We start from the raw sequence: 22076 nt of genomic DNA, 5'->3' as shown, positions 1-22076 counted from the left end.
GAGAGGTAGAATTATAATGGATAGGTTAAAATATATCTCATCAGAGACTTTTTATGAAGGTATTATAGTTGACATCAAAGGTGGTGGAGTGACTATAGACCTAAAAGGTAGACTTGGACAATTTAAAATACCTAATAGAATGCTTATAACTGACTACGAACTTAAGATAGGTCAAGAAGTTGGATTCATGCTAAGCTATCCTGAGGTATTAAGTCCAGAGCCTAATCAAGAGTATGTAGAAAATATTAGGAGAGAAAAAGAAAAACAAGCAGAAATGCAATCAAAACAAGAAGAAAAATAATAAATAATCGTTTGAAAATAGAAGGGAGAGGAAATATATGAGCCTTACAACAGTACAAGGACTTCAATCTGAAATATTCGTTCCAATAACACCTCCTCCAGTTTGGACTCCTGTAACTAAAGAATTAAAAGATATGACTATAGCTTTAGCTACAGCAGCTGGTGTTCATTTAAAATCTGACAAGAGATTTAATCTAGCAGGAGATACTACATTTAGAGCTATACCTAATACAGCTACAGTTGATGAAATGATGGTATCACATGGTGGATATGACAATGGAGATGTAAACAAAGATATAAACTGTATGTTCCCTATAGATAGATTACATGAATTAGCTGCAGAAGGATTTATCAAAGGAGTAGCTCCTATGCACTATGCATTCATGGGTGGTGGAGGAAACCAACATGTCTTCACTGAAGAAACTGGTCCTGCTATCGCTGCTAAACTTAAGGAAGAGGGAGTAGACGGTGTAGTTATGACAGCTGGCTGAGGTACTTGCCATAGAACTGCCGTGATCGTGCAGAGAGCAATAGAGGAAGCTGGAATACCTACAATAATAATAGCAGCTCTTCCTCCAGTAGTTAGACAAAACGGAACTCCTAGAGCAGTTGCTCCATTAGTTCCAATGGGTGCTAATGCTGGTGAACCACATAATATAGAAATGCAAACACATATATTAAGAGATACATTAGAGCAATTAGTTGCAATACCATCTGCTGGTAAGATAGTTCCATTACCATACGAATATAAAGCTCACGTTTAAAATGTAATTTATATTTGAAAATATAGAACCCTTCTCCTACACGGTTAGGAGAGGGGTTTTAAGAACAAAGGTGGATATTATGGAAGAAAAAATAATGAGAAGACTTGTTATAAAACCGTTTCATATGAATGAAGTTAATTTCGGTTCAAAAACTTCTATAAAGAAAGATGTACTTACAATAGATTTATCAAGTATAGATGAAATAAAAGAAAGAGAAGAGTTAATAACAGACATAAAAGTAGACATTATAAAACCTGGAGATTATGACAGAGAAATTAATACTATTATGGACATTATACCAATATCAACAAAAGTTTTAGGCAGACTGGGAGAGGGTATTACACATACTTTAACGGGTGTATATGTAATGTTAACTGGTGCAGATGAAGATGGAAATCAAATGCATGAATTTGGTTCTTCAGAAGGAATTTTGAAAGACCAAATGGTATTTGGGAGATATGGAACTCCATCAGTTGAAGATTATATAATCCATGTAGATGTAACTTTAAAGGGAGGTTTACCTTTTGAAAGAACACTTCCACTTGCAGCATTCAGAGCATGTGATGATTTTATACAAGAAATAAGAGCGTCTTTGAAAATGGAAGACGGAAGAAATGCTACTCAAGTTCGTGAATATTTTGACAAAATTCGACCAAATGCAAAAAAGGTTGTCATAGTAAAACAAATAGCAGGTCAAGGTGCTATGTATGACAATCAGTTATTCTCAAAGGAACCTAGTGGATTTGAAGGAGGAACATCAATTATAGATATGGGAAATGTACCTATGATTATATCTCCTAATGAATACAGAGATGGTGCCCTTAGAGCTATGACTTAAGAGAGGTGGATATTATGGGAATAGGACCTTCAACAAAAGAAACATCTCTTCATCACTTTAGAGACCCACTTTTAGACATAGTTGAAAGTGATAAGGATGTAGATTTACTTGGAGTAATAGTAGTAGGAACTCCAGATGGAAATGAAAATAAAACCTTTGTGGGACAAAGAACGGCCGCTTGGCTGGAAGCCATGAGAGTAGATGGAGCTATAGTTTCATCAGATGGTTGGGGAAACTCACATGTTGACTACGCTAACACATTTGAGGAAATAGGAAAAAGAGATATACCTGTAGTTGGAGTTACATTTAATGGGACTCAAGCTAAGTTTGTTGTAAGCAATCAATATATGGATACCATAGTTGATATGAACAAATCAAAAGAAGGTATTGAGACAGAAGTAGTTGGAGAAAACAACACAAATGAAATAGATGCTAAAAAAGCTTTGGCATTTTTAAAACTTAAAATGAGAAAACATGGATAAAAAATTTAAGTAAGGGAATGAGTTTTGTGGGAATTTCTACATCAATGAAAAACACATCACTTCATATATTTAGAGACCCGTTACTAGATTTGATAGATAATGATTCTGACATAGACTTGTTAGGAGTGGTTGTAGTTGGGACATCAGAGCACAATGAATGGAAAACATTTTTAGCAACTAGACTTGGAAGATGGATTGAATCATTGCGACCTGATGGAGTGATTATAACTTTAGATATGGCAGGAAACCAACATATTGATTTTACAAATGCTATAGCAGAGTTTGTAAAATCAGATATACCTACAGTAGGTCTTACTATTATGGGAGCAGATGGATTAGTAATTACCAATCCATATTTGGATAAAGCTACCATAATTGATTATAAAAAGACAACAGGCTACATAGAAACAGAAGTAGTTGGAGACAATCACATGGATGAAGTTGATGTTAAAAAAGCATTGGCTTTCCTAAAATTAAAAATGCGTAAAGACGCAAAATAAACCTAAGGGGGAATTTGATATGAAATTTAGCAGAAGTATACAAGCTATAGACTCTCATACAGCAGGTGAAGCAACTAGAATAGTTGTAGGTGGAATACCTAACATAAAAGGAAATTCTATGCCTGAGAAAAAAGAATATTTAGAGGAAAATCTAGATTATTTAAGAACTGCTATAATGTTAGAGCCAAGAGGACATAATGATATGTTTGGTTCTGTAATGACTCAACCTTGTTGCCCAGATGCTGACTTTGGAATAATCTTCATGGATGGTGGCGGATACCTTAACATGTGTGGCCATGGTACAATAGGAGCTATGACAGCAGCTATAGAAACAGGTGTAGTTCCAGCAGTAGAGCCTGTAACTCATGTAGTTATGGAAGCTCCAGCAGGAATAATAAGAGGAGACGTTACAGTTGTAGATGGAAAAGCTAAAGAAGTATCATTCTTAAACGTACCAGCTTTCTTATATAAAGAAGGTGTTGAAGTTGACTTACCAGGTGTTGGAACTGTTAAATTTGACATATCATTTGGTGGAAGCTTCTTTGCTATAATACATGCAAGTCAATTAGGTTTAAAAATCGAACCTCAAAATGCTGGTAAATTAACTGAACTAGCTATGAAACTTAGAGATATAATAAATGAGAAAATAGAAATACAACATCCAACTTTAGCTCATATAAAAACTGTAGACTTAGTTGAAATATATGATGAGCCAACTCATCCAGAAGCTACTTACAAAAATGTAGTTATATTTGGTCAAGGTCAAGTTGACAGATCTCCATGTGGAACTGGAACAAGTGCTAAATTAGCTACTTTACATGCTAAAGGTGAATTAAAAGTAGGAGAAAAATTCGTATATGAAAGTATATTAGGAACTTTATTCAAAGGTGAAATAGTTGAAGAAACTAAAGTTGCAGATTTCAATGCTGTAGTACCTAAAATAACTGGTTCTGCTTATATAACTGGATTTAATCATTTTGTAATAGATGAAGAAGACCCACTTAAACATGGATTTATTCTTAAATAAGTAATAAATAAATTAGGAAATTAAAATAGAATAGTAGCCACTTGTCGGTTGCTATTCTATAGCTTTTAGGCTATAAGATTCAGAATATATGAAAAAATAAAAAAATAGGAGGATGGATTATGGTAGCAATCTTAAAGGCATTATATGTAGTATTCGCAGCAATCTTTGCAGTTGTGTTTGGTAAAGACGTAGCTAAAGCAAACAAAGAGGGGAAACTAGAAGAACAAAGTACTCCAAAAGTTGCTGTAACAGGATTTATAACAGACTTCTTTGATACATTAGGAATAGGGTCATTTGCTCCAACAATAGCAATGTCAAAGGCTTTAAAGTTAAATATACCAGATAAAAAAATGCCTGGTACATTAAACGTAGCACATACTATTCCAGTTGTTACAGAAGCATTCATATTTACATCAATCATACCAGTTGATGGTGTTACTTTAGTATCTATGGTTGTAGCAGCAGCAGTTGGTTCATATATAGGTGCAGGAATAATAGCTAAGATGGACGAGAGAAAAATACAACTTGTTATGGGTGTAACTTTAGCATTAACAGCAATATTAATGTTATTAGGTCATCCTTGGATTAACGTATTACCAGGTGGAGGAAATGAATTAGGTCTTACTGGTGTTAAATTAGTAATAGGTGTAATAGGTAACTTTATACTAGGAGCTTTAATGACAGCTGGTATAGGTTTATATGCTCCAGGTATGGCAATGGTTTATTTCTTAGGAATGTCTGCAAAAGTTGCATTCCCAATAGTTATGGGTTCTTGTGCATTATTAATGCCAGTTGCAAGTATGAAATTCATAAAAGAAGATGCATATACTAAAAAAGCATCAGTTATAATAGCTATATGTGGTTTAATAGGAGTTTTCGTAGCTGCATATATAGTAAAAACTCTACCAATGGATATATTAAAAGCATTAGTAATAGTAGTTATAGCTTATACTTCTGCTACAATGATAATGGCTGCAAATAAAAACAAAAAGACTGCTTAGTTAAAGACTACTTAGTGTTTATTAAATATTACAGCTAATAATAAAGATTATAAACTGCTTTAAAATATTGAATTAATATTTTAGGGCAGTTTTTTATTTACTAAATTAATATAAAGCAATTAACATGCCAATTATGTAATATATATAGTGATTTAGTAGATTTAATGTAAAAAACGTTGTATTTTTAAAGAATAAAGCATAATTTAAAGCTAAATATTTAAATTTTATAATCAATAAGTTCAATAAATGTTCATATATTAATACAGATTAATAAAAATATAACCTGTAATAAGTCTAATATAACTTATAATTAAGAAAAATAAGTTTATAATGACTCAATATTCATCTGAATTATTTGAATAAATTTAATTCGTTGAAGTTGCTTATATAGAGTGAATAAATTTAAGTTATATATGACTTATTAACTATATAATAGGATTTTTATAATTAATATAAAACTGAAATAGGTAGTTTAATTAGTATATGTGGTACAAAAAGATAATAATTTTATAATTATAAAAGTGAAATATTAAATGAAATTTATAACTAAATAAAAACTTTTAAACAGCAATCAAAGATTTGTAATAAAATACATCCCTTATAAATATATTTATTATATAAGCTGATACCAGAAATATAAGAATTAACAATTGTGGAGGGATAAAATATGATAGCTGTTAAAGATGAGAATAACGTAGTAAACTTAAGAGGGGAGTTAGACAATAAGCTAGAATTTAGCCATGAGATATTTGGAGAAAAATTTTATAATATGAAAATAAAAATAAACAGACTAAGCGATTCTTTTGATATACTTCCAATGACTGTATCAGAAAGACTTCTCCAAGATATTGACCTTGATAAACAAAATTTAGTCAATGTCGTAGGCCAATTAAGATCATATAACAAAACATTAAATAATAAAAATAGATTAGTGCTTACAGTGTTTGTCAGAGAAATAAAAAGCATAGACGAGGAAAATAAAGACCCTAATAGTATATTTTTAGATGGATATGTATGTAAGGAACCTGTGTATAGGAAGACACCTTTAGGAAGGGAAATAACCGATTTATTAGTTGCTATAAACAGACCTTATAATAAATCTGATTATATACCATCAATAGTTTGGGGTAGAAATGCTAAATTTGCAAAGAATCTAAAGGTTGGTGATAGAATACAGCTTTGGGGTAGGGTTCAAAGTAGAGAATATGAGAAAAAAATAGATGAAAATAATGTGGTCAAAAAAATGGCATATGAAGTATCCATATCGAAAATAAAAAAATTGGATGAAAATAACAATGAATAAACATGAAAAATAGACTGATTTTTATGAATAAAATCCTAATAAATTTGGTATAATATCATATTAAAATGTATAAAGATTGTTTAAAAAAATACTAATGAAATATCTCTTGAATAGTTGCTCGCCATTTATTATAATGTAATCTGTACATAATTTATAATTGAGGAAATGAAGAGGTGAAGCATTGTGAAAAGCATATTATGTCAGATAAATAAACAGCCGGTTAAAGCTAAATATACATCTGATGAATTAGAATGTTTTTTGGATACAATTGAGTATAATGTAGGTGATAAAATATTGCTTGTTGGTCATATAGGAAACCTAGGCAAGAGATTGAGAGGTCTTGGAACTTCTGTAACTATACTGGAGAATAGTAATTATGAAGATGTCTGTTATTCTCTAGTGTATAATGAAAATTGCAATGTAGTTAAAGGTAAGTTAGAGTTTCTACCATTTGATGATAATCAGTTCAACAAGATAATAATAGTTGACCAATTTAATGTTATTACAGATTGTGAAAAAGCTTCATCTGAAATACAAAGAGTGTTAAAGGGCAATGGAGAGGTTATATTAGAGGATTTAAATTTAAAGAATTTAAAAGTTAAGTTAAACTATCTTAAACATAAATTTTGTGGTTCTGTTGCAAAGATTCACTATCCACATGAAGTATTTAATATATTTTCAAGATTAAACTTTGATGGTATGATTAAAGAGTCAAATAAATTAAAATATATTTATGTGGGAAAAAGAAGATAAATGAGTTAAAATATAAATATGGATATAATATAAAAGACTAGGTTAAGCCTAGTCTTTTGTTATAAGGAGATGTTTAGATGGAAATAAATTATGAGTTAATAATAATTGTTATGCTCTTTGTAATCCTGATGTCAATCCAATTTACTTTAAATAAGATATACTTGATTCTTAAAGAAATAAGACAAATACTTATGTTAAAGAAAAATAAGGAATGATGATTATGATAGGTTTAGAATATATAAAATCTGATATTCAAAATATAGCTGAAGCTATAGTATCAGTACTCAATATAGATGTAACTATAGTAAATAAGGAGTTATTTAGGATTGCAGGTACAGGAGTATATATAGACAAAATAGGTGAGAAAGTAGATAAATATACGGCTTTTAAAAAATCACTTACAGAACAGATTACAATACTAATTGATGACCCAAAGAGTAGTGATATATGTAGGGAATGCTATAAAAGTGGGGCTTGTGTAGAGTTTGCAGAGGTGTGTTGTCCTATTATATGTGATGGCGATTCTCATGGTGTTATAGGCCTTATAGCCTTTACAAAAGAACAAGCACAAATTATAGAAAATAATAAAAGTGGTCTTATAAACTTTTTAGGCAAAATGGCAGACCTAATATCTAATAAATTAAAAGCACAAATTAAAACTTATGAGCTTGAATTAGAAAAGAAAAAATTAGAGACACTATTAAACAATATGGACAAAGCTGTTGTGTCTATTGATGTGGATGGAAAAGTTGATAAATATAATTCAAAATTTAAAGAGCTTTTCAATATAAAAGATAGTATAACTGGCAAAAACATATTTGTCGAATTAGATTTTATAAAGAAACCTTCTATAAATAACTTTAAGAAGGACAAATCCTGTAGTTTTTTTTATAAAAGATATGGATATGATTCGAAGGGAATATACAATATCAATAAAATAGTATTAAAAAATGAGTTAAAGGGATATGTTATTGATTTTATAGATAAAAGAGATGCTATAAAAAACTACAATAAGATGAATAAAGATTATAGAATAAAATTGGAAAACATAATTGGAGAAAGTGTAGCTATAAGAAATTCTAAAAAGGAAGCCCTAATAGCTTCTAAATCAACATCAACAGTACTTATTACTGGGGAAAGTGGAACGGGTAAGGAGCTATTTGCAAGAGCCATACACAACCATAGCAATAGAGTAGATAATCCTTTTATAGCTGTAAACTGTGCTGCTATACCGGATAATTTATTAGAGAGTGAATTATTTGGATATGAAGAGGGAGCTTTTACTGGAGCTAAAAAAGGTGGAAAGCTTGGAATGTTTGAAGTAGCTCATAAGGGAAGTATATTTTTAGATGAAATAGGAGATATGAGTTTGCATTTACAGTCAAAGTTATTGAGAGTATTACAAGAAAAGGAACTTAATAAAATTGGAAGTAAATCAAATGTTTCAATAGATGTAAGAATTATTGCTGCTACAAATAAAGATTTAGAAAAAATGGTTCAAAATGGCACTTTTAGAGAAGATTTATACTATAGATTAAATGTTATACCTATAAAATTACCAAGTTTAAGAGAGAGAAAAGAAGATATCCCACTTATAATCAAGCATATGGTTAAAGAGTATTCAAAAAAATTAGATAAAAATGTTATTGACATAGATAGCAGGGTTGTTGATGCTATGATGGAATATAAGTGGCCAGGGAATATAAGAGAGTTGCAGAATATTATTGAATATAGTGTGAATATGTCTTCTTCTTCAATAATCACAATGAATGTAATTCCTCAAAAAATTAAGAATACCTCTGTAGAAGAGTTAGAAGTTAAAAGCGATAGGATAATTCCACTTGATGAACTAGAGAAGATTGAGATAATAAAAGCTTTAAATAAGTACAAAGATTATAAAAAAGATAAAGAATTAACAGCTAAAGCACTTGGAATATCAAGAGCTACATTATATAGAAAAATTGAAAAATACAATATAATTTCATAGTAATATAATAAAAAGCTATATAAAATTTAAATTTTTCTAAATTCATAACTTTAAAGAAAGCTTTAAACTTATACTATAAGTGTTTTGCAGAATCTTTTTTTATGAATTAAAAAATGGTTTTTATAAGTTAAAAAATAATACATTTGAGCCGTCTCAAAATGATATAGAATCTCATTTTGAGACTTTTTTTTGTCTTTTTGCGAAATTGTCATATGTTTATCCATTTTAAAGAATATAAATACTCTATGTAAATAAAAAAAATACATAAATAGAAGCAGTCATACCAATGGTTATAGAATATAAGACTAAAAATATAAAAAGATATAAAAAATATGGCATGTATTTTGCTATAAATATAGATAAGAAATTATTTAATTAATTATTTGAGTACTAAATCTAAACTTAATTGGGAGGTTTATATATAATGAGAGATATAAGAAAAGAATTAGTGGAAATGTTAAAGGCAGAAGTTAAACCAGCAGTAGGGTGTACTGAACCAGTAGCCTTAGCTCTAGCATGTGCAAAGGCAAAGGAATTATTAGGAGAAGAAATAGTTGAAAATCGTATGTTAGTTAGTCCTAGTATCTATAAAAATGGTATGTGCGTAGGTATACCAGGTACTGAAAGATTAGGATTAAAAATTGCAGCAGCTCTAGGTATAGTAGGTGGACATTCTGAAAATGGATTAAGTGTGTTAGAAACTCTAACAAAAGAGGAAGTTAAAATAGCTGAGGATTATATGGATAATACTCCACTATCAATAACACCTGCTGATACAAGAGAGAAAGTATTTATAGAAGTTGTGTTAAAAGGAAAAAATCATATTGCTAAAGTGAGAATAAGAACTAAACATGATAATTTTACGTTCTTAGAAAAAGATGGAGAAGTATTATTAGACAATGAACCAAAAGTATCAGCTTCAAATGATGTGGCAGAAAAAGCTGAAAGTTTAATGGATACAGTAACTATACAAGAATTAATAAAAAATGTAGAAGGAATTGATTTTAAAGATATAGAATTTTTACTAGATGGAGTAAAAATGAATGAAGAGATGGCTGAATATGGATTAAAACAAAAAACTGGTATTGGTGTCGGATATGGAATTAAAAAGTCTATAGAAGAAGGTCTTTTAGGTAATGATGTTATAAATTATGCAATGATGTTAACTGCTGGAGCTTCGGATGCAAGAATGGCAGGGGTAAAAATGCCTGTTATGAGTTCAAATGGAAGTGGAAATCATGGATTAACAGCAATTCTTCCAATCGTTGCTTATAATAAAAAATTCCCACAATCTGATGAAAGACTAGCAAAAGCTTTAGCTATATCTCATCTAGTAACTGGTTATATTAAGAACTATACAGGAAGATTATCTGCTGTATGTGGATGTGGTGTTGCTGCTTCTACTGGAGCAACTGCTGGTATCTCTTGGCTTATGAATGGTACTGAAAAGCAAATAGAAGGAGCTATAGAAAATATGATAGCTGACTTAAGTGGAATGATATGTGACGGTGCGAAAGCTGGTTGTGCATTAAAATTATCTTCTGCAGCATCTGCAGCTATACAAAGTGCTATAATAGCTAAGCAAGATTGTTTTGTACCACCACTAAATGGTATAGTTGGTTCAAGTGTTGAGCAAAGTATACAAAACTTAGGTAGAGTAAGTGACAAAGGTATGTCTATAACAGATGAGATAATCTTAAATGTAATGAATGATATGAATAAAGTTGACTAGTACTTTATAATATGTTTTGTATTATGAGGGATAACAAAAATAGCATAAATAAATTTAATTAGTACCCTCTAATAAAATATGATTATGTATAAATTTATGTATAATAGAAAAAACTTGTTAGTGCAAGTTTTTTCTTTTTTTGTCTAAAATATATAGTATGTAATTTAGTGTGGATATATGAACTACTTAAAATATAAGATACATTGTTAATAATTGTTGAATGAACATAAAAACTCAATAATATTGACTAATATTGAATAAGAGTATTGAAAAAGTGAGCAATCTCTTATAAAATTAAGAAGGATTATTACAATTGGAGGTCTTTTTATGGATATAGAAACAAAAAAATGGGAAGTATTGTATTCAGAAGAAAAAATTAAAGATAAATTAAGGGAATTAGGAGCAATTATAGAAAAAGATTATAAAGATAAAAATCTTATGGTAGTTTCTCTATTAAAAGGTAGCTTTATATTTTGTGCAGACTTAGTTAGAAATATAAACTTACCACTTAGAGTTAATTTTATGACTACATCTAGTTATGGAAACAATGAAGAAAGTACTGGAAAGGTTAAAGTAGTTTCAGATGTGACTACTGATATAGCAGGATATGATGTTTTGGTTGTAGACGATATTACTGATTCTGCACTTACTATGGATTTTGTGTTAAAACATTTAAAAGCTAAAAATCCTGCTAGTTTAAAATGCTGTGTTCTTTTGGATAAACCAAGCAGAAGAAAAGTCGATTTAGTGCCAGATTATTGTGGATTTGAAATAGAAGATAAGTTTGTGGTTGGATATGGGTTTGATTTTGGTGATTATTATAGAAATGTTCCTTATATATTCAATGTTACTGATGAAGATAGATAAGCAATTATATAATTTTGTGGATGCCTTAATATGATTTTTATTAATCGTGTTGAGGTTTTTTTATTTAAAAAGTAATTAAAGTAGTATTAAATTAATTTTATGCAATTTAATTATCTATTTTTTATAACATAATAAAAAAATTTTAAATAATTGATGGGAAATGAGTTTTTTAATTGTATTAATAATTGTAAAAGATTTTACAAAAAAGTAATGAAATTCAAGAATCAAAGCATATATGTTGATATAAGCAAATAGATACATTATCACATAAGAAATTGTCGATTCATATAATTATATAGGGTAATACTCAATATTTATAGAGTATTACTCTAACTTTAAAAAAGGAGGATTAATTATATGAGTGATATTTCAGGTCCAAGTTTATATCAAGATGTAGGTCCAACAGGGCCAACAGGTGCTACTGGTCCAACAGGACCGACGGGGCCTAGAGGTGCAACCGGAGCGACCGGAGCAAATGGAATAACAGGACCAACAGGAAATACGGGAGCAACTGGAGCGAATGGAATAACGGGTCCAACAGGAAATATGGGAGCGACTGGACCAAATGGAACAACAGGTTCTACAGGACCAACAGGAAATACAGGAGCGACTGGAGCGAATGGAATAACAGGTCCGACAGGGAATACAGGAGCAACCGGAGCAAATGGAATAACAGGACCAACAGGAAACAAAGGAGCAACCGGAGCAAATGGAATAACAGGCTCTACAGGACCAACAGGAAATACAGGAGCGACTGGAGCAAATGGAATAACAGGACCAACAGGGAATACAGGAGCAACAGGAGCAACAGGTCCAACCGGACTAACTGGAGCAACCGGAGCAACCGGAGCAAATGGAATAACAGGTCCAACAGGAAATACAGGAGCAACCGGAGCAAATGGAGTAACAGGTGCTACAGGCCCAACAGGAAATACAGGAGCAACAGGTCCAACAGGAAGTATAGGAGCGACTGGAGCAACAGGAACAACTGGGGCAACAGGCCCAATAGGAGCAACAGGTCCAACAGGAGCAGATGGAGAGGTAGGTCCAACAGGAGCAGTAGGAGCAACAGGTCCAGATGGCTTGGTAGGTCCAACAGGCCCAACAGGCCCAACGGGAGCAACCGGAGCAAATGGTTTGGTAGGCCCAACAGGCCCAACGGGAGCAACCGGAGCAAATGGTTTGGTAGGTCCAACAGGAGCGACAGGAGCAACAGGAGTAGCTGGGGCAATAGGTCCAACCGGAGCAGTAGGAGCAACAGGCCCAACGGGAGCAGATGGAGCAGTAGGTCCAACAGGAGCGACAGGAGCAACAGGTGTAAATGGAGCAACAGGCCCAACGGGAGCAGTAGGAGCAACCGGAGCGAATGGAGTAGCAGGTCCAATAGGTCCAACCGGTCCAACCGGAGCAAATGGAGTAGCAGGAGCAACAGGAGCGACAGGAGCAACAGGTGCAAATGGAGCAACAGGCCCAACCGGAGCAGTAGGAGCAACGGGAGCAAATGGAGTAGCAGGAGCGATAGGACCAACAGGCCCAACCGGAGCAAATGGAGCGACAGGAGCAACAGGGGCGACCGGAGCAACCGGAGCAAATGGAGCAACAGGTCCAACAGGGGCGACAGGAGCAACAGGAGTGTTAGCAGCAAACAATGCACAATTTACAGTGTCCTCTTCAAGTTTAGTGAATAATACATTAGTGACATTTAATTCATCATTTATAAATGGAACTAATATAACTTTTCCAACAAGTAGTACTATAAATCTTGCAGTTGGAGGGATATACAATGTATCTTTCGGTATACGTGCCACACTTTCACTTGCAGGATTTATGTCAATTACTACTAACTTTAATGGAGTAGCTCAAAATAACTTTATTGCAAAAGCAGTAAATACACTTACTTCATCAGATGTAAGTGTAAGTTTAAGCTTTTTAGTTGATGCTAGAGCAGCAGCTGTTACTTTAAGTTTTACATTTGGTTCAGGCACGACAGGTACTTCTGCAGCTGGATATGTATCAGTTTATAGAATACAATAGTTTATATGATGAAAAGACTATAAAATAATAAACAATATAATTCCACATACCAATAAATAGAATAATATTTAATAGGTTTATATGATGAAAAGACTATAAAATAATAAACAATATGATTTCATATACCAATAAATAGGATAATATTTAATAGGTTTATATGATGAAAAGACTATAAAATAATAAACAATATGATTTCATATACCAATAAATTAGGATAATATTTAATAGGTTTATATGATGAAAAGATTATAAAATAATAAACAATATGATTCCATATACCAATAAATAGGATAATATTTAATAGGTTTATATGATGAAGAGATTATAAAATAATAAACAATATAATTCCATATACCAATAAATAAGATAATCTTTAAGAAAAATGATTATATTTAAAAGGTAAGCATAAAATTTATAAACTTTTAGAATAGAAATCTCAATCAATTAGATATTCAAATTGATGAATATGAATACCTAAATAGATTGAGATTTATTATGTACAAAACTTATCCTAGTATATCTGACATTTTATAAAGTCCAGATTGCTTACCAATTAAAAATTTAGCTGCAACTATAGAACCGTTTGCAAATACTTCATCAGATTGAGAATGATGGCTTAATGTAAGAACTTCATTATCACCTGCAAATATAACATCATGGTCGCTGATTATATTGCCACCTCTTATAGAGTGTATTCCAATTTCATTTGGTTTTCTTTTACAATCTCTACCATATCTACCATGTGTATTTTCACTTTCAGGCAAGACTTCTCTAATTGCATTAGCTATCATAGTAGCAGTTCCACTAGGGGCATCTTCTTTTCTATTGTGATGTTTTTCTATGATTTCAATATCAAAACCTTCTAACATCTTTGAAGCATCCTTAACTAATTTTATTAATATATTTACTCCAAGAGATGTATTTGATGATAATAATATAGGAATGTTTTTTGATGCTTCTTCTATTTTATTTAAGTCATTTTCGTCATATCCAGTAGTAGCTAATACTACAGGTGTATTATTTTTTAGAGCATATGACAATATTGGCTCTAAAGTCTCATGATGTGAAAAGTCTATTATGACATCAGTTTTTTCAGTTACATCAGTCATTGTTTTGTAAAGCTTTGTATCACTATGATGACCTTTTTCATCAGCAGACCTAGCTACACCACAAACCAACTCTAATTCATTATCTTTTTTTACACATTCTGCTAAAACTCTTCCCATTGTTCCATTATAGCCACTAATTATAACTTTCAACATAAATTCCTCCTATGAAATTAATAAAAATTTGTTATATTTCTATAAGTTTATTTTATCACTAATATAATTTATATAAAATAATATTAGTGATAATAAGCTTACAATTTATCTTACATTAAAAAATTTAAGTGGATTTTTCAAAATATAGATAAATTTCTTTTTCATTGTTTAAATGATAAAAATATATTTGACTTCATACCAAAAAGAGTGCCCCATGAACTAAAAAGTTAATTTTGAAATACCATATTCATATATCATATGATTTATTTGGAAATCAATATTAATACATTAAAATAACTAAATACATGTATGCATAAAGATGTATAAAAAATATATAAACATATAGTATTAATTTTAAATTCAACAATTTAATTGTTAAAAGTGTTATTATTAAATTAGAGATATCTTAACTTAATATACTGAGATGGGAGTGATAGATATGTTAAAAGAAGAAAAAACTTATCAAGAGAAAGACGCAAAAGTATTCAATGGAGTGGCAGCTTTGATAATGATTTTATTATTTTTAGTAGTTTCAATAGGTATCATGGTTTTTGGGATAGTAAAACTTGATAGTGGATTTACTGGAATAGGTTCACTTATGTTAATTTTGGGACTTGTATTTATAGTAGTAGATTTTATCCTATTTTTTGGGCTAAGAATGATTAATCCTAAAGAAGCTATAGTTCTAGTTTTGTTTGGTAACTATTATGGAACTATAAAAAAAGAAGGGTACTATTGGGTGAATCCATTTTGTTCAGCAATAAACCCAGCAGTATCAAGAATTAATGTATCGAAATCTTCATCTGATGAAAAGGTAGATATATCAACTAATTCAAGGGGCAAAAAAGTATCTTTAAAAACAATGACTCTTAATAATGAAAAGCAGAAAGTCAATGATTTATTGGGAAATCCAATTATAATAGGAGTGGTTGTAATTTGGAAGGTTATAGATGCAACAAAGGCAGTATTTAATGTGGATAATTATAATACATTCTTATCTATTCAGTGTGATTCTACTATTCGCAATGTTTCAAGACTTTATCCATATGATGTATCTGAAGATGGAGATGAAAAATCTCTTCGTGGTAGTAGTCAGGAAATAGCAGATAGATTAAAAGATGAATTACAATCAAGGGTTGACATTGCAGGAATTGAAGTGTGTGAAGTGAGAATTACTCATCTTTCTTATGCACCAGAGATTGCAGCAGCAATGTTACAACGTCAACAAGCAGAGGCTATAATAGCAGCACGTAAAAAGATTGTTGAGGGGGCTGTAAGTATGGTAGAGATGGCATTGACTAATTTAAGTGAAAATAATGTTGTGACTTTGGACGAAGAACGTAAAGCAGCTATGGTAAGTAATCTGTTAGTTGTGCTTTGTGGCAATAAAGATGCACAACCAGTAGTAAACAGCAGTTCTATTTATTAAATTATAAAAAGTTTAATAGTTTATTTTATTGATATATAGAAAATTTAGTAGTTCATTTTATTAAATTATAGAAAGATTAATGGTTCGCTTTATTGAATTATAAAAAGTTTAATAATTTATTCTATTGATATATAGAAAATTTAGTAGTTCATTTTATTAAATTATAGAAAGATTAATGGTTTTCACTTTATTAAATTATAAAAAGTTTAATAGTTTATTACATTGATATATTGAAAAATTGAAGGAAATAAAAATACTTGTCAGCAAGAAATAAAAATGATATAAGAATGAATAAGAGAATTGTAAAAAAATAAAATGATTATAAATAAAAGATAAAAATATTGTAAAAAAGAGGGTGCCTCTGGTGAATTAAATTCACACAGAGACACCTTTTTAATTAATTTTTTAAATTAGTATATTATTGTTTAATTAATAGTATAGTACTATTTAATTAGTCTAAATTTCTAAGGTCTTCCATAAGCTTAGTTTTGTCAGCCGTTTTTTCATCTTTCATTTTTATAACTTTAGCAGGAGAACCAGCAACAACAGCACCAGCTTCTACATCAGTAGTTACAACAGCACCAGCTGCAACAACAGCACCTTTACCGATTCTAACACCTTCAAGAATAACTGCATTAGCTCCTATTAAAACATCATCTTCAACTATAACAGGAGTAGCAGAAGGTGGCTCTAAAACACCAGCAACAACAGCACCAGCACCTAAGTGAACATTTTTACCAAGAGTTCCTCTAGCTCCAATAACAGCATTCATATCTACCATAGAACCTTCACCAATAACAGCTCCTATATTTATAACAGCTCCCATCATTACAACAGCATTTTTTTCTATAGTAACCATGTCTCTTATTATTGCACCTGGCTCAATTCTTGCATGTTCACTTAAAGTATTTTTTAGAGGAATAGCAGAATTTCTTCTATCATATTCTACATGAGTATCTGTTATATCATTTCCATGTTTATCTAATACTTCCATTATATCATCATAGTCACCTACAAATATATAAGAACCATTATTTCCAAATACCTTAAATTTATCAGTTGATTGGAAGTGTAAAGAGTTAGTATTTACATATACCTTAACAGGTGTTTTCTTTTTAACTTCTTTTATATACCTTGCTATTTCATAAGCATCGTTTAAATTTACCATTTGTTAATTCTCCTTGTATTTCATTATATTTCTTTTATTATATACTTATTTGTCAATTTTAGTATATACTTACTTCTTATTATTTATATTTTATTTTAGTTAGTTTTTATTGTATAGACATAGTATTAAATAAATTTATTATATATGTTTGATTTGTATTGCATATTATTATATATATATTGTATATGTTTAATTTATATTGTGTATTATTATATTTATACTATTATCCCAACATGCTGTCCATATTATAAAATCCTGGTTTTTGCTTAACTAAGTATTTGGCAGCAGCTATAGAACCACTTGCAAAGATACCACGAGATTGAGCTTGATGGCTTATTGTAAGAACCTCATTGTCTCCAGCAAATAGAGCATCATGTTCGCCAACAATATTTCCACCTCTTATAGCATGAATACCAACTTCATTTGGTTGTCTTTTTGCACTACGACCATATCTACCATAATTATTTTCAACGTTTGGCAAAACCTCTTTTATAGCGTTAGCAATCATAACAGCTGTGCCACTTGGGGCATCTACTTTTCTGTTGTGATGTTTTTCTATTATTTCTATATCAAATCCTTCTAGTAATTTAGCTGCATCTTTAACCAATTTTACTAATACATTTACACCAAGAGACATATTATATGATTGGAATACAGGAATAACTTTAGCCGCTTCACGTATTTTGTTCATTTCGTCATCATTATATCCAGTAGTAGCAATTACTAAAGGTGTTTTAGTCTTTAAAACGTAAGATAAGATATTATCTAAATTAGAGTGATGAGAAAAATCTATAACTACATCAGCTTCCTCAACTATAGTACTCATATCTTCATAAATTTTAAGGTCGCCTTCATAGCTATCCAGACCTCTAGCTGCAACACAAACCAATTCTAATTCATTATCTTCTCTTATAGTATCGGCTAAAATCTTACCCATTTTTCCATCATAACCAGTTGCTATAACTTTTAACATAATTTCCTCCTATGATTAAGGGCTAACTTTTGACCAAACTTACTTTTTACCATGCATTAATCTTTACTATGCATTAACTTTTAGCCCAAAGTTAACTAATTCTTTCTTTAATACTTCTAAATTTGCTGGGTCCATTTCTGCTAGAGGTAATCTTAAATCTCCAACATTGAATCCCAATAAATTCATTGCAGTCTTAACTGGTATAGGATTTACTTCTATAAATAAAGCTGCGATTAGAGCATCCATACCAAGTTGTAATTTTCTAGAACCTTCAATATCGCCTTCAAAGAATTTAGCTACCAAATCGTGAGTTTCTTGAGGGCAAACATTAGCAAGTACTGATATAACTCCTTGACCTCCTAAAGATAATAAAGGAAGTATAGTATCATCATTACCAGAGTAGATAGCAAAGTCATCTGGAACTAAACTAGCTATTTCTGCAACCTGTCCTAGGTCTCCACTAGCTTCTTTTACAGCAACTATGTTATCAATTTTAGCAAGTTCAACTATAAGGCTAGGACTTATATTTACACAAGTTCTTCCAGGGACATTGTAAAGTATAATTGGAAGTTTAACACTGTTAGCTATTGTTTCAAAATGACGCTTAAGTCCAGCTTTATTAGCTTTATTGTAATAAGGTGTTATTATTAATAGAGCATCTACTCCTAATTTTTCAGCTTCTTGACTTAAGTTAACTGAGTGCATAGTATCATTAGAACCACTTCCAGCTATAACAGGAACTCTTTTATTAACTTTTTCAACAACATACTTAATAGTAGCAAGTTGTTCTTCATCAGTCATAGTATTAGCTTCACCAGTAGTACCACAAGATACTATAGCATCAGTACCATTAGCTATTTGGTATTCAACTAATTCACCTAATTTGTCAAAATCAACTTTGTTATCCTTTGTAAATGGTGTAACTAGAGCAACAGCAGAACCTTTAAATATCATATAAAATCAATCCCCTCTTTTTTATTTTTGTGTTTTATATTACAGTTACTTCTAATGCTTGTTTTTGAGTTACTATTAATATTTTACAAAATTATATATTTATACAAGTTTGTATATTATACTAAATCGTATGATAAAGCCATTTCAGCTATTTGAATTGCGTTAGTTGCAGCACCTTTTCTTATATTATCAGCAACAACCCAAAGATTTACACCATTATCAACACTAAAATCTCTTCTTATTCTTCCAACAAATACTTCATCTCTATCATCAAATTCTACAGCAGTTGGATATTCGTTTTTAGCAGGATTATCAACTACTACAACACCTGGAGCTTCTTCAAGTGTTTTTACTAAATCATCTAACTCAAATGGATTGTTAAACTCAACATTTATAGATTCACTATGACCATTTTTTACTGGAACTCTTACAGTAGTTGCAGTTATTTTTAAATCGTAGTTATCAAGTATTTTCATAGTTTCATTTACCATTTTCATTTCTTCTTTAGTGTATCCATTTTCAGTGAATGAATCTATATGAGGAAGACAGTTGTAAGAAATTTGATGAGGGTAGAATCCAGTAGGATTACCGTTCATTCCTTTCTCTAAATCTTCAACACCTTTAACACCAGAACCAGATACAGCTTGGTAAGTAGAGTAAACAACTCTCTTAATTTTGTATTTATCATCAAGAGCTTTAAGAGGAACCATAGCTTGTATAGTAGAGCAGTTAGGATTAGCTATTATACCCTTATGATTTTTTATGGCTTCTGGATTAACCTCAGGAACTACTAAAGGCACATCTGGATTCATTCTCCATTGACTAGAGTTATCTACTACTAAGATTCCATTTGAAGCAGCTATTGGAGCATACTTTTCACTAATACTTCCACCAGCAGAGAATAATGCTATTTGTATGCCTCTATCAGTAAATGAAGTTTCCTTTAATTCTTCTACTATATATTCTTTACCACAAAACATTACTTTAGAACCAGCTGATTTAGAAGAAGAGAATAAAAATAGATTTTCTATTGGAAAATTTCTTTCTTCTAATACTTTTAAAAATGTTCTACCTACCATTCCAGTAGCACCAACTATTGCTACATTTACTTTTTTCATATAAATTCACCCCAATTTTAAATTATTAAAACATTATTTTATTTTAGTTATACAAGTAAGATATGTTAATATTTTTATATATCCAAAAACTTTAATATTATATTAACAACTTTAATTATATACAAAAAACGTACAAAGGTATACTTTGTACGTCTAATTTATCACTCAAAGTAAACCCTGTAGCTCATCACCTACAAAAATAAGTGACAGTATTACACATGTTATGTGCAATCCCAGAAAATATTATTGCAAGAAATATTTTCTTCGGCTGTAAATCCTTTTTCCAATCATTAACACCTGCCAGCTACTATTGGATACTCTTAGTTACAGCTACCTCTACCCTAGGTTAATAGGATATTAAAATTTGATTATTCTAATAATAATACATATTTAAGAAAAAATCAACTTATTTATATAAATATTGCTAAAATTTAAATCCAAAATTTGTCAATTCTTGTTTTAACACATTAAGATTAGTTTCTTCCATTTCAGCTAGAGGAAGTCTTAAATCACCAACATTAAAACCTAAAATGTTCATGGCAGTTTTAACAGGAACTGGATTTACTTCTATAAATAAGGCAGCAATTAAAGCATCCATATCAAGTTGTAATTTTTTTGAGCCTTCAATATCACCTTCAAAGAATTTAGTTACTAAATCATGTGTTTCTTTAGGACATATGTTAGCAAGTACAGAGATAACACCACTTCCACCTAATGATAATAGTGGTAGTATAGTATCATCATTACCGGAGTATATAGCAAAGTCTTTAGGTACTAATTTAGCTATTTCTGCAACTTGAGCTAAGTCTCCACTTGCTTCCTTCACAGCAACTATATTATCTATTTTAGCAAGTTCAGCCACAACAGATGGCTTTATATTCACTTTAGTTCTTCCTGGTACGTTGTATAAAATAATTGGCAACTTAACGCTATTTGCTATTGTTTCAAAGTGAAGTTTAAGACCTTTCTCATTAGTCTTATTATAGTAAGGAGTTATTATTAAAAGACCATCCACCCCTAATTTTTCAGCTTCTTGACTCATATGAACAGACAACATAGTATTGTTTGAACCAGTACCTGCTATAACAGGTATTCTCTTATTAACTTTTTCAACTGTATATTTTATTACAGCAAAAATTTCAGATTCACTCATAGTAGTCGCCTCACCTGTTGTTCCACAAACAACTAGTGCATCTGTGCCATTCTCAATGTGATATTCGATTAATTCACCTAATTTTTCAAAGTTGACATTATTATCCTCTGTAAATGGGGTAACTAAAGCAACAGCAGAACCTTTAAATAACATATAATCAAATCTCCTTTTTTATCTAAATTTAATTTTTTAAGTACAATAATAATTATAGTACAAATTAATTAATTTTAATAGGTATAGTTAATATCTTAACTGTTTAAATAAGATATTTATATTATATTAATATTAGAAAAATTTTAAATAAATGTTTTATTCTCAAAATATGCATATTAATTTAATAAAATATACCAAAATGGAAATAAAAAATAAATTTTATGAGAATTTAATAACTAATAATTAATATATTTAGGTTATAATAAATATGTGCGTAA

Annotated in this window: 21 protein-coding genes and 1 riboswitch; of the genes, 15 read left to right on the top strand and 6 right to left on the bottom strand. The window is 30.6% G+C overall.

The genetic code is table 11. The annotated features are described in order from the left end of the window. The first annotated feature begins 16 nt into the window (after positions 1–16). The 14 genes from CDIF1296T_RS16825 to bclA2 all read left to right on the top strand — a co-directional run bounded on the left by CDIF1296T_RS16825 (position 17) and on the right by bclA2 (position 13588). Positions 17–301, top strand: coding sequence for a CBO2463/CBO2479 domain-containing protein (locus tag CDIF1296T_RS16825; protein ID WP_003422102.1), 285 nt, complete (start codon positions 17–19; stop codon positions 299–301). A 37-nt stretch (positions 302–338) separates the two neighbouring features. Beyond that, the gene (prdB, locus tag CDIF1296T_RS16820) at positions 339–1064 is read left to right on the top strand and encodes a D-proline reductase (dithiol) protein PrdB (RefSeq protein ID WP_011861888.1); all 726 of its coding nucleotides are present in this window, start codon (positions 339–341) and stop codon (positions 1062–1064) included. 79 nt (positions 1065–1143) lie between these two features. Beyond that, a complete protein-coding gene (prdD, locus tag CDIF1296T_RS19865; RefSeq protein WP_003428092.1) occupies positions 1144–1902 on the top strand; it encodes a proline reductase cluster protein PrdD in 759 nt (252 codons plus the stop codon). A gap of 14 nt (positions 1903–1916) precedes the next feature. Further along, positions 1917–2384, top strand: coding sequence for a glycine/sarcosine/betaine reductase component B subunit (locus CDIF1296T_RS19860; protein WP_003422094.1), 468 nt, complete (start codon positions 1917–1919; stop codon positions 2382–2384). A 26-nt stretch (positions 2385–2410) separates the two neighbouring features. Beyond that, on the top strand, positions 2411–2884 hold the full coding sequence (locus CDIF1296T_RS16805; RefSeq protein WP_009898380.1) for a glycine/sarcosine/betaine reductase component B subunit: 474 nt from the start codon (positions 2411–2413) through the stop codon (positions 2882–2884). A 19-nt stretch (positions 2885–2903) separates the two neighbouring features. After that, positions 2904–3911: a proline racemase gene (locus CDIF1296T_RS16800; protein ID WP_003422090.1), complete on the top strand. Its 1008-nt coding sequence runs from the start codon at positions 2904–2906 to the stop codon at positions 3909–3911. A 119-nt stretch (positions 3912–4030) separates the two neighbouring features. Continuing rightward, positions 4031–4912 carry a TSUP family transporter gene (locus tag CDIF1296T_RS16795; protein ID WP_009891694.1) on the top strand — a complete coding sequence of 294 codons (882 nt, stop codon included), beginning with the start codon at positions 4031–4033 and terminating at the stop codon, positions 4910–4912. A gap of 667 nt (positions 4913–5579) precedes the next feature. Further along, complete coding sequence (locus CDIF1296T_RS16790) at positions 5580–6215, top strand: single-stranded DNA-binding protein (RefSeq protein ID WP_003422086.1); 636 nt, start codon at positions 5580–5582, stop codon at positions 6213–6215. 183 nt (positions 6216–6398) lie between these two features. Continuing rightward, a complete protein-coding gene (locus CDIF1296T_RS16785) occupies positions 6399–6968 on the top strand; it encodes a class I SAM-dependent methyltransferase (protein ID WP_003422084.1) in 570 nt (189 codons plus the stop codon). A 77-nt stretch (positions 6969–7045) separates the two neighbouring features. Further along, positions 7046–7183: a hypothetical protein gene (locus CDIF1296T_RS19585; RefSeq protein WP_003422082.1), complete on the top strand. Its 138-nt coding sequence runs from the start codon at positions 7046–7048 to the stop codon at positions 7181–7183. Beyond that, positions 7180–8955 (top strand): sigma-54 interaction domain-containing protein, encoded by a 1776-nt coding sequence (locus tag CDIF1296T_RS16780; RefSeq protein WP_018112710.1) that lies wholly within the window; start codon positions 7180–7182, stop codon positions 8953–8955. Before CDIF1296T_RS19585 ends, CDIF1296T_RS16780 begins: the two co-directional genes overlap by 4 nt. 424 nt (positions 8956–9379) lie before the next feature. Beyond that, positions 9380–10687: an L-cysteine desulfidase family protein gene (locus CDIF1296T_RS16770; protein WP_009898374.1), complete on the top strand. Its 1308-nt coding sequence runs from the start codon at positions 9380–9382 to the stop codon at positions 10685–10687. Positions 10688–11014: 327 nt separating this feature from the next. Beyond that, positions 11015–11554, top strand: a complete 540-nt coding sequence (gene hpt / locus CDIF1296T_RS16765; protein ID WP_009891688.1) for a hypoxanthine phosphoribosyltransferase — start codon at positions 11015–11017, stop codon at positions 11552–11554. A gap of 357 nt (positions 11555–11911) precedes the next feature. Next, positions 11912–13588: a collagen-like exosporium glycoprotein BclA2 gene (bclA2, locus tag CDIF1296T_RS16760; RefSeq protein WP_018112709.1), complete on the top strand. Its 1677-nt coding sequence runs from the start codon at positions 11912–11914 to the stop codon at positions 13586–13588. Between the two features lie 506 nt (positions 13589–14094). On the opposite strand, the gene dapB (CDIF1296T_RS16755) is transcribed toward bclA2, so the two are convergent. Then, positions 14095–14850 (bottom strand): 4-hydroxy-tetrahydrodipicolinate reductase, encoded by a 756-nt coding sequence (gene dapB, locus CDIF1296T_RS16755; RefSeq protein ID WP_011861884.1) that lies wholly within the window; start codon positions 14848–14850, stop codon positions 14095–14097. A gap of 439 nt (positions 14851–15289) precedes the next feature. Here dapB (CDIF1296T_RS16755) and CDIF1296T_RS16750 point away from each other — a divergent pair, with 439 nt between their 5' ends. Further along, positions 15290–16279, top strand: a complete 990-nt coding sequence (locus CDIF1296T_RS16750) for an SPFH domain-containing protein (RefSeq protein ID WP_018112569.1) — start codon at positions 15290–15292, stop codon at positions 16277–16279. A gap of 451 nt (positions 16280–16730) precedes the next feature. On the opposite strand, the gene dapD is transcribed toward CDIF1296T_RS16750, so the two are convergent. The 5 genes from dapD to dapA (CDIF1296T_RS16725) all read right to left on the bottom strand — a co-directional run bounded on the left by dapD (position 16731) and on the right by dapA (CDIF1296T_RS16725) (position 21798). Next, complete coding sequence (gene dapD / locus CDIF1296T_RS16745) at positions 16731–17447, bottom strand: 2,3,4,5-tetrahydropyridine-2,6-dicarboxylate N-acetyltransferase (RefSeq protein WP_009898363.1); 717 nt, start codon at positions 17445–17447, stop codon at positions 16731–16733. Between the two features lie 223 nt (positions 17448–17670). Further along, positions 17671–18420, bottom strand: coding sequence for a 4-hydroxy-tetrahydrodipicolinate reductase (dapB, locus tag CDIF1296T_RS16740; protein ID WP_003438808.1), 750 nt, complete (start codon positions 18418–18420; stop codon positions 17671–17673). 66 nt (positions 18421–18486) lie between these two features. Beyond that, positions 18487–19374: a 4-hydroxy-tetrahydrodipicolinate synthase gene (dapA, locus tag CDIF1296T_RS16735; protein ID WP_003422063.1), complete on the bottom strand. Its 888-nt coding sequence runs from the start codon at positions 19372–19374 to the stop codon at positions 18487–18489. A 116-nt stretch (positions 19375–19490) separates the two neighbouring features. Continuing rightward, entirely contained in the window at positions 19491–20492 is a 1002-nt protein-coding gene (locus tag CDIF1296T_RS16730) for an aspartate-semialdehyde dehydrogenase (protein WP_003422061.1), read from the bottom strand. Positions 20493–20664: 172 nt separating this feature from the next. Continuing rightward, a riboswitch (Lysine riboswitch) is annotated at positions 20665–20839 on the bottom strand. A 77-nt stretch (positions 20840–20916) separates the two neighbouring features. After that, positions 20917–21798 carry a 4-hydroxy-tetrahydrodipicolinate synthase gene (dapA, locus tag CDIF1296T_RS16725; protein ID WP_003438799.1) on the bottom strand — a complete coding sequence of 294 codons (882 nt, stop codon included), beginning with the start codon at positions 21796–21798 and terminating at the stop codon, positions 20917–20919. Positions 21799–22076 lie beyond the last annotated feature (278 nt).

Origin of the sequence: Clostridioides difficile ATCC 9689 = DSM 1296 (assembly GCF_001077535.1) — a bacterium.
GTDB classification, from domain to species: Bacteria; Bacillota; Clostridia; order Peptostreptococcales; family Peptostreptococcaceae; genus Clostridioides; species Clostridioides difficile.
Note: the sequence above shows the minus strand (reverse complement) of the source record. Positions and strands in the feature narration are given on the sequence as shown.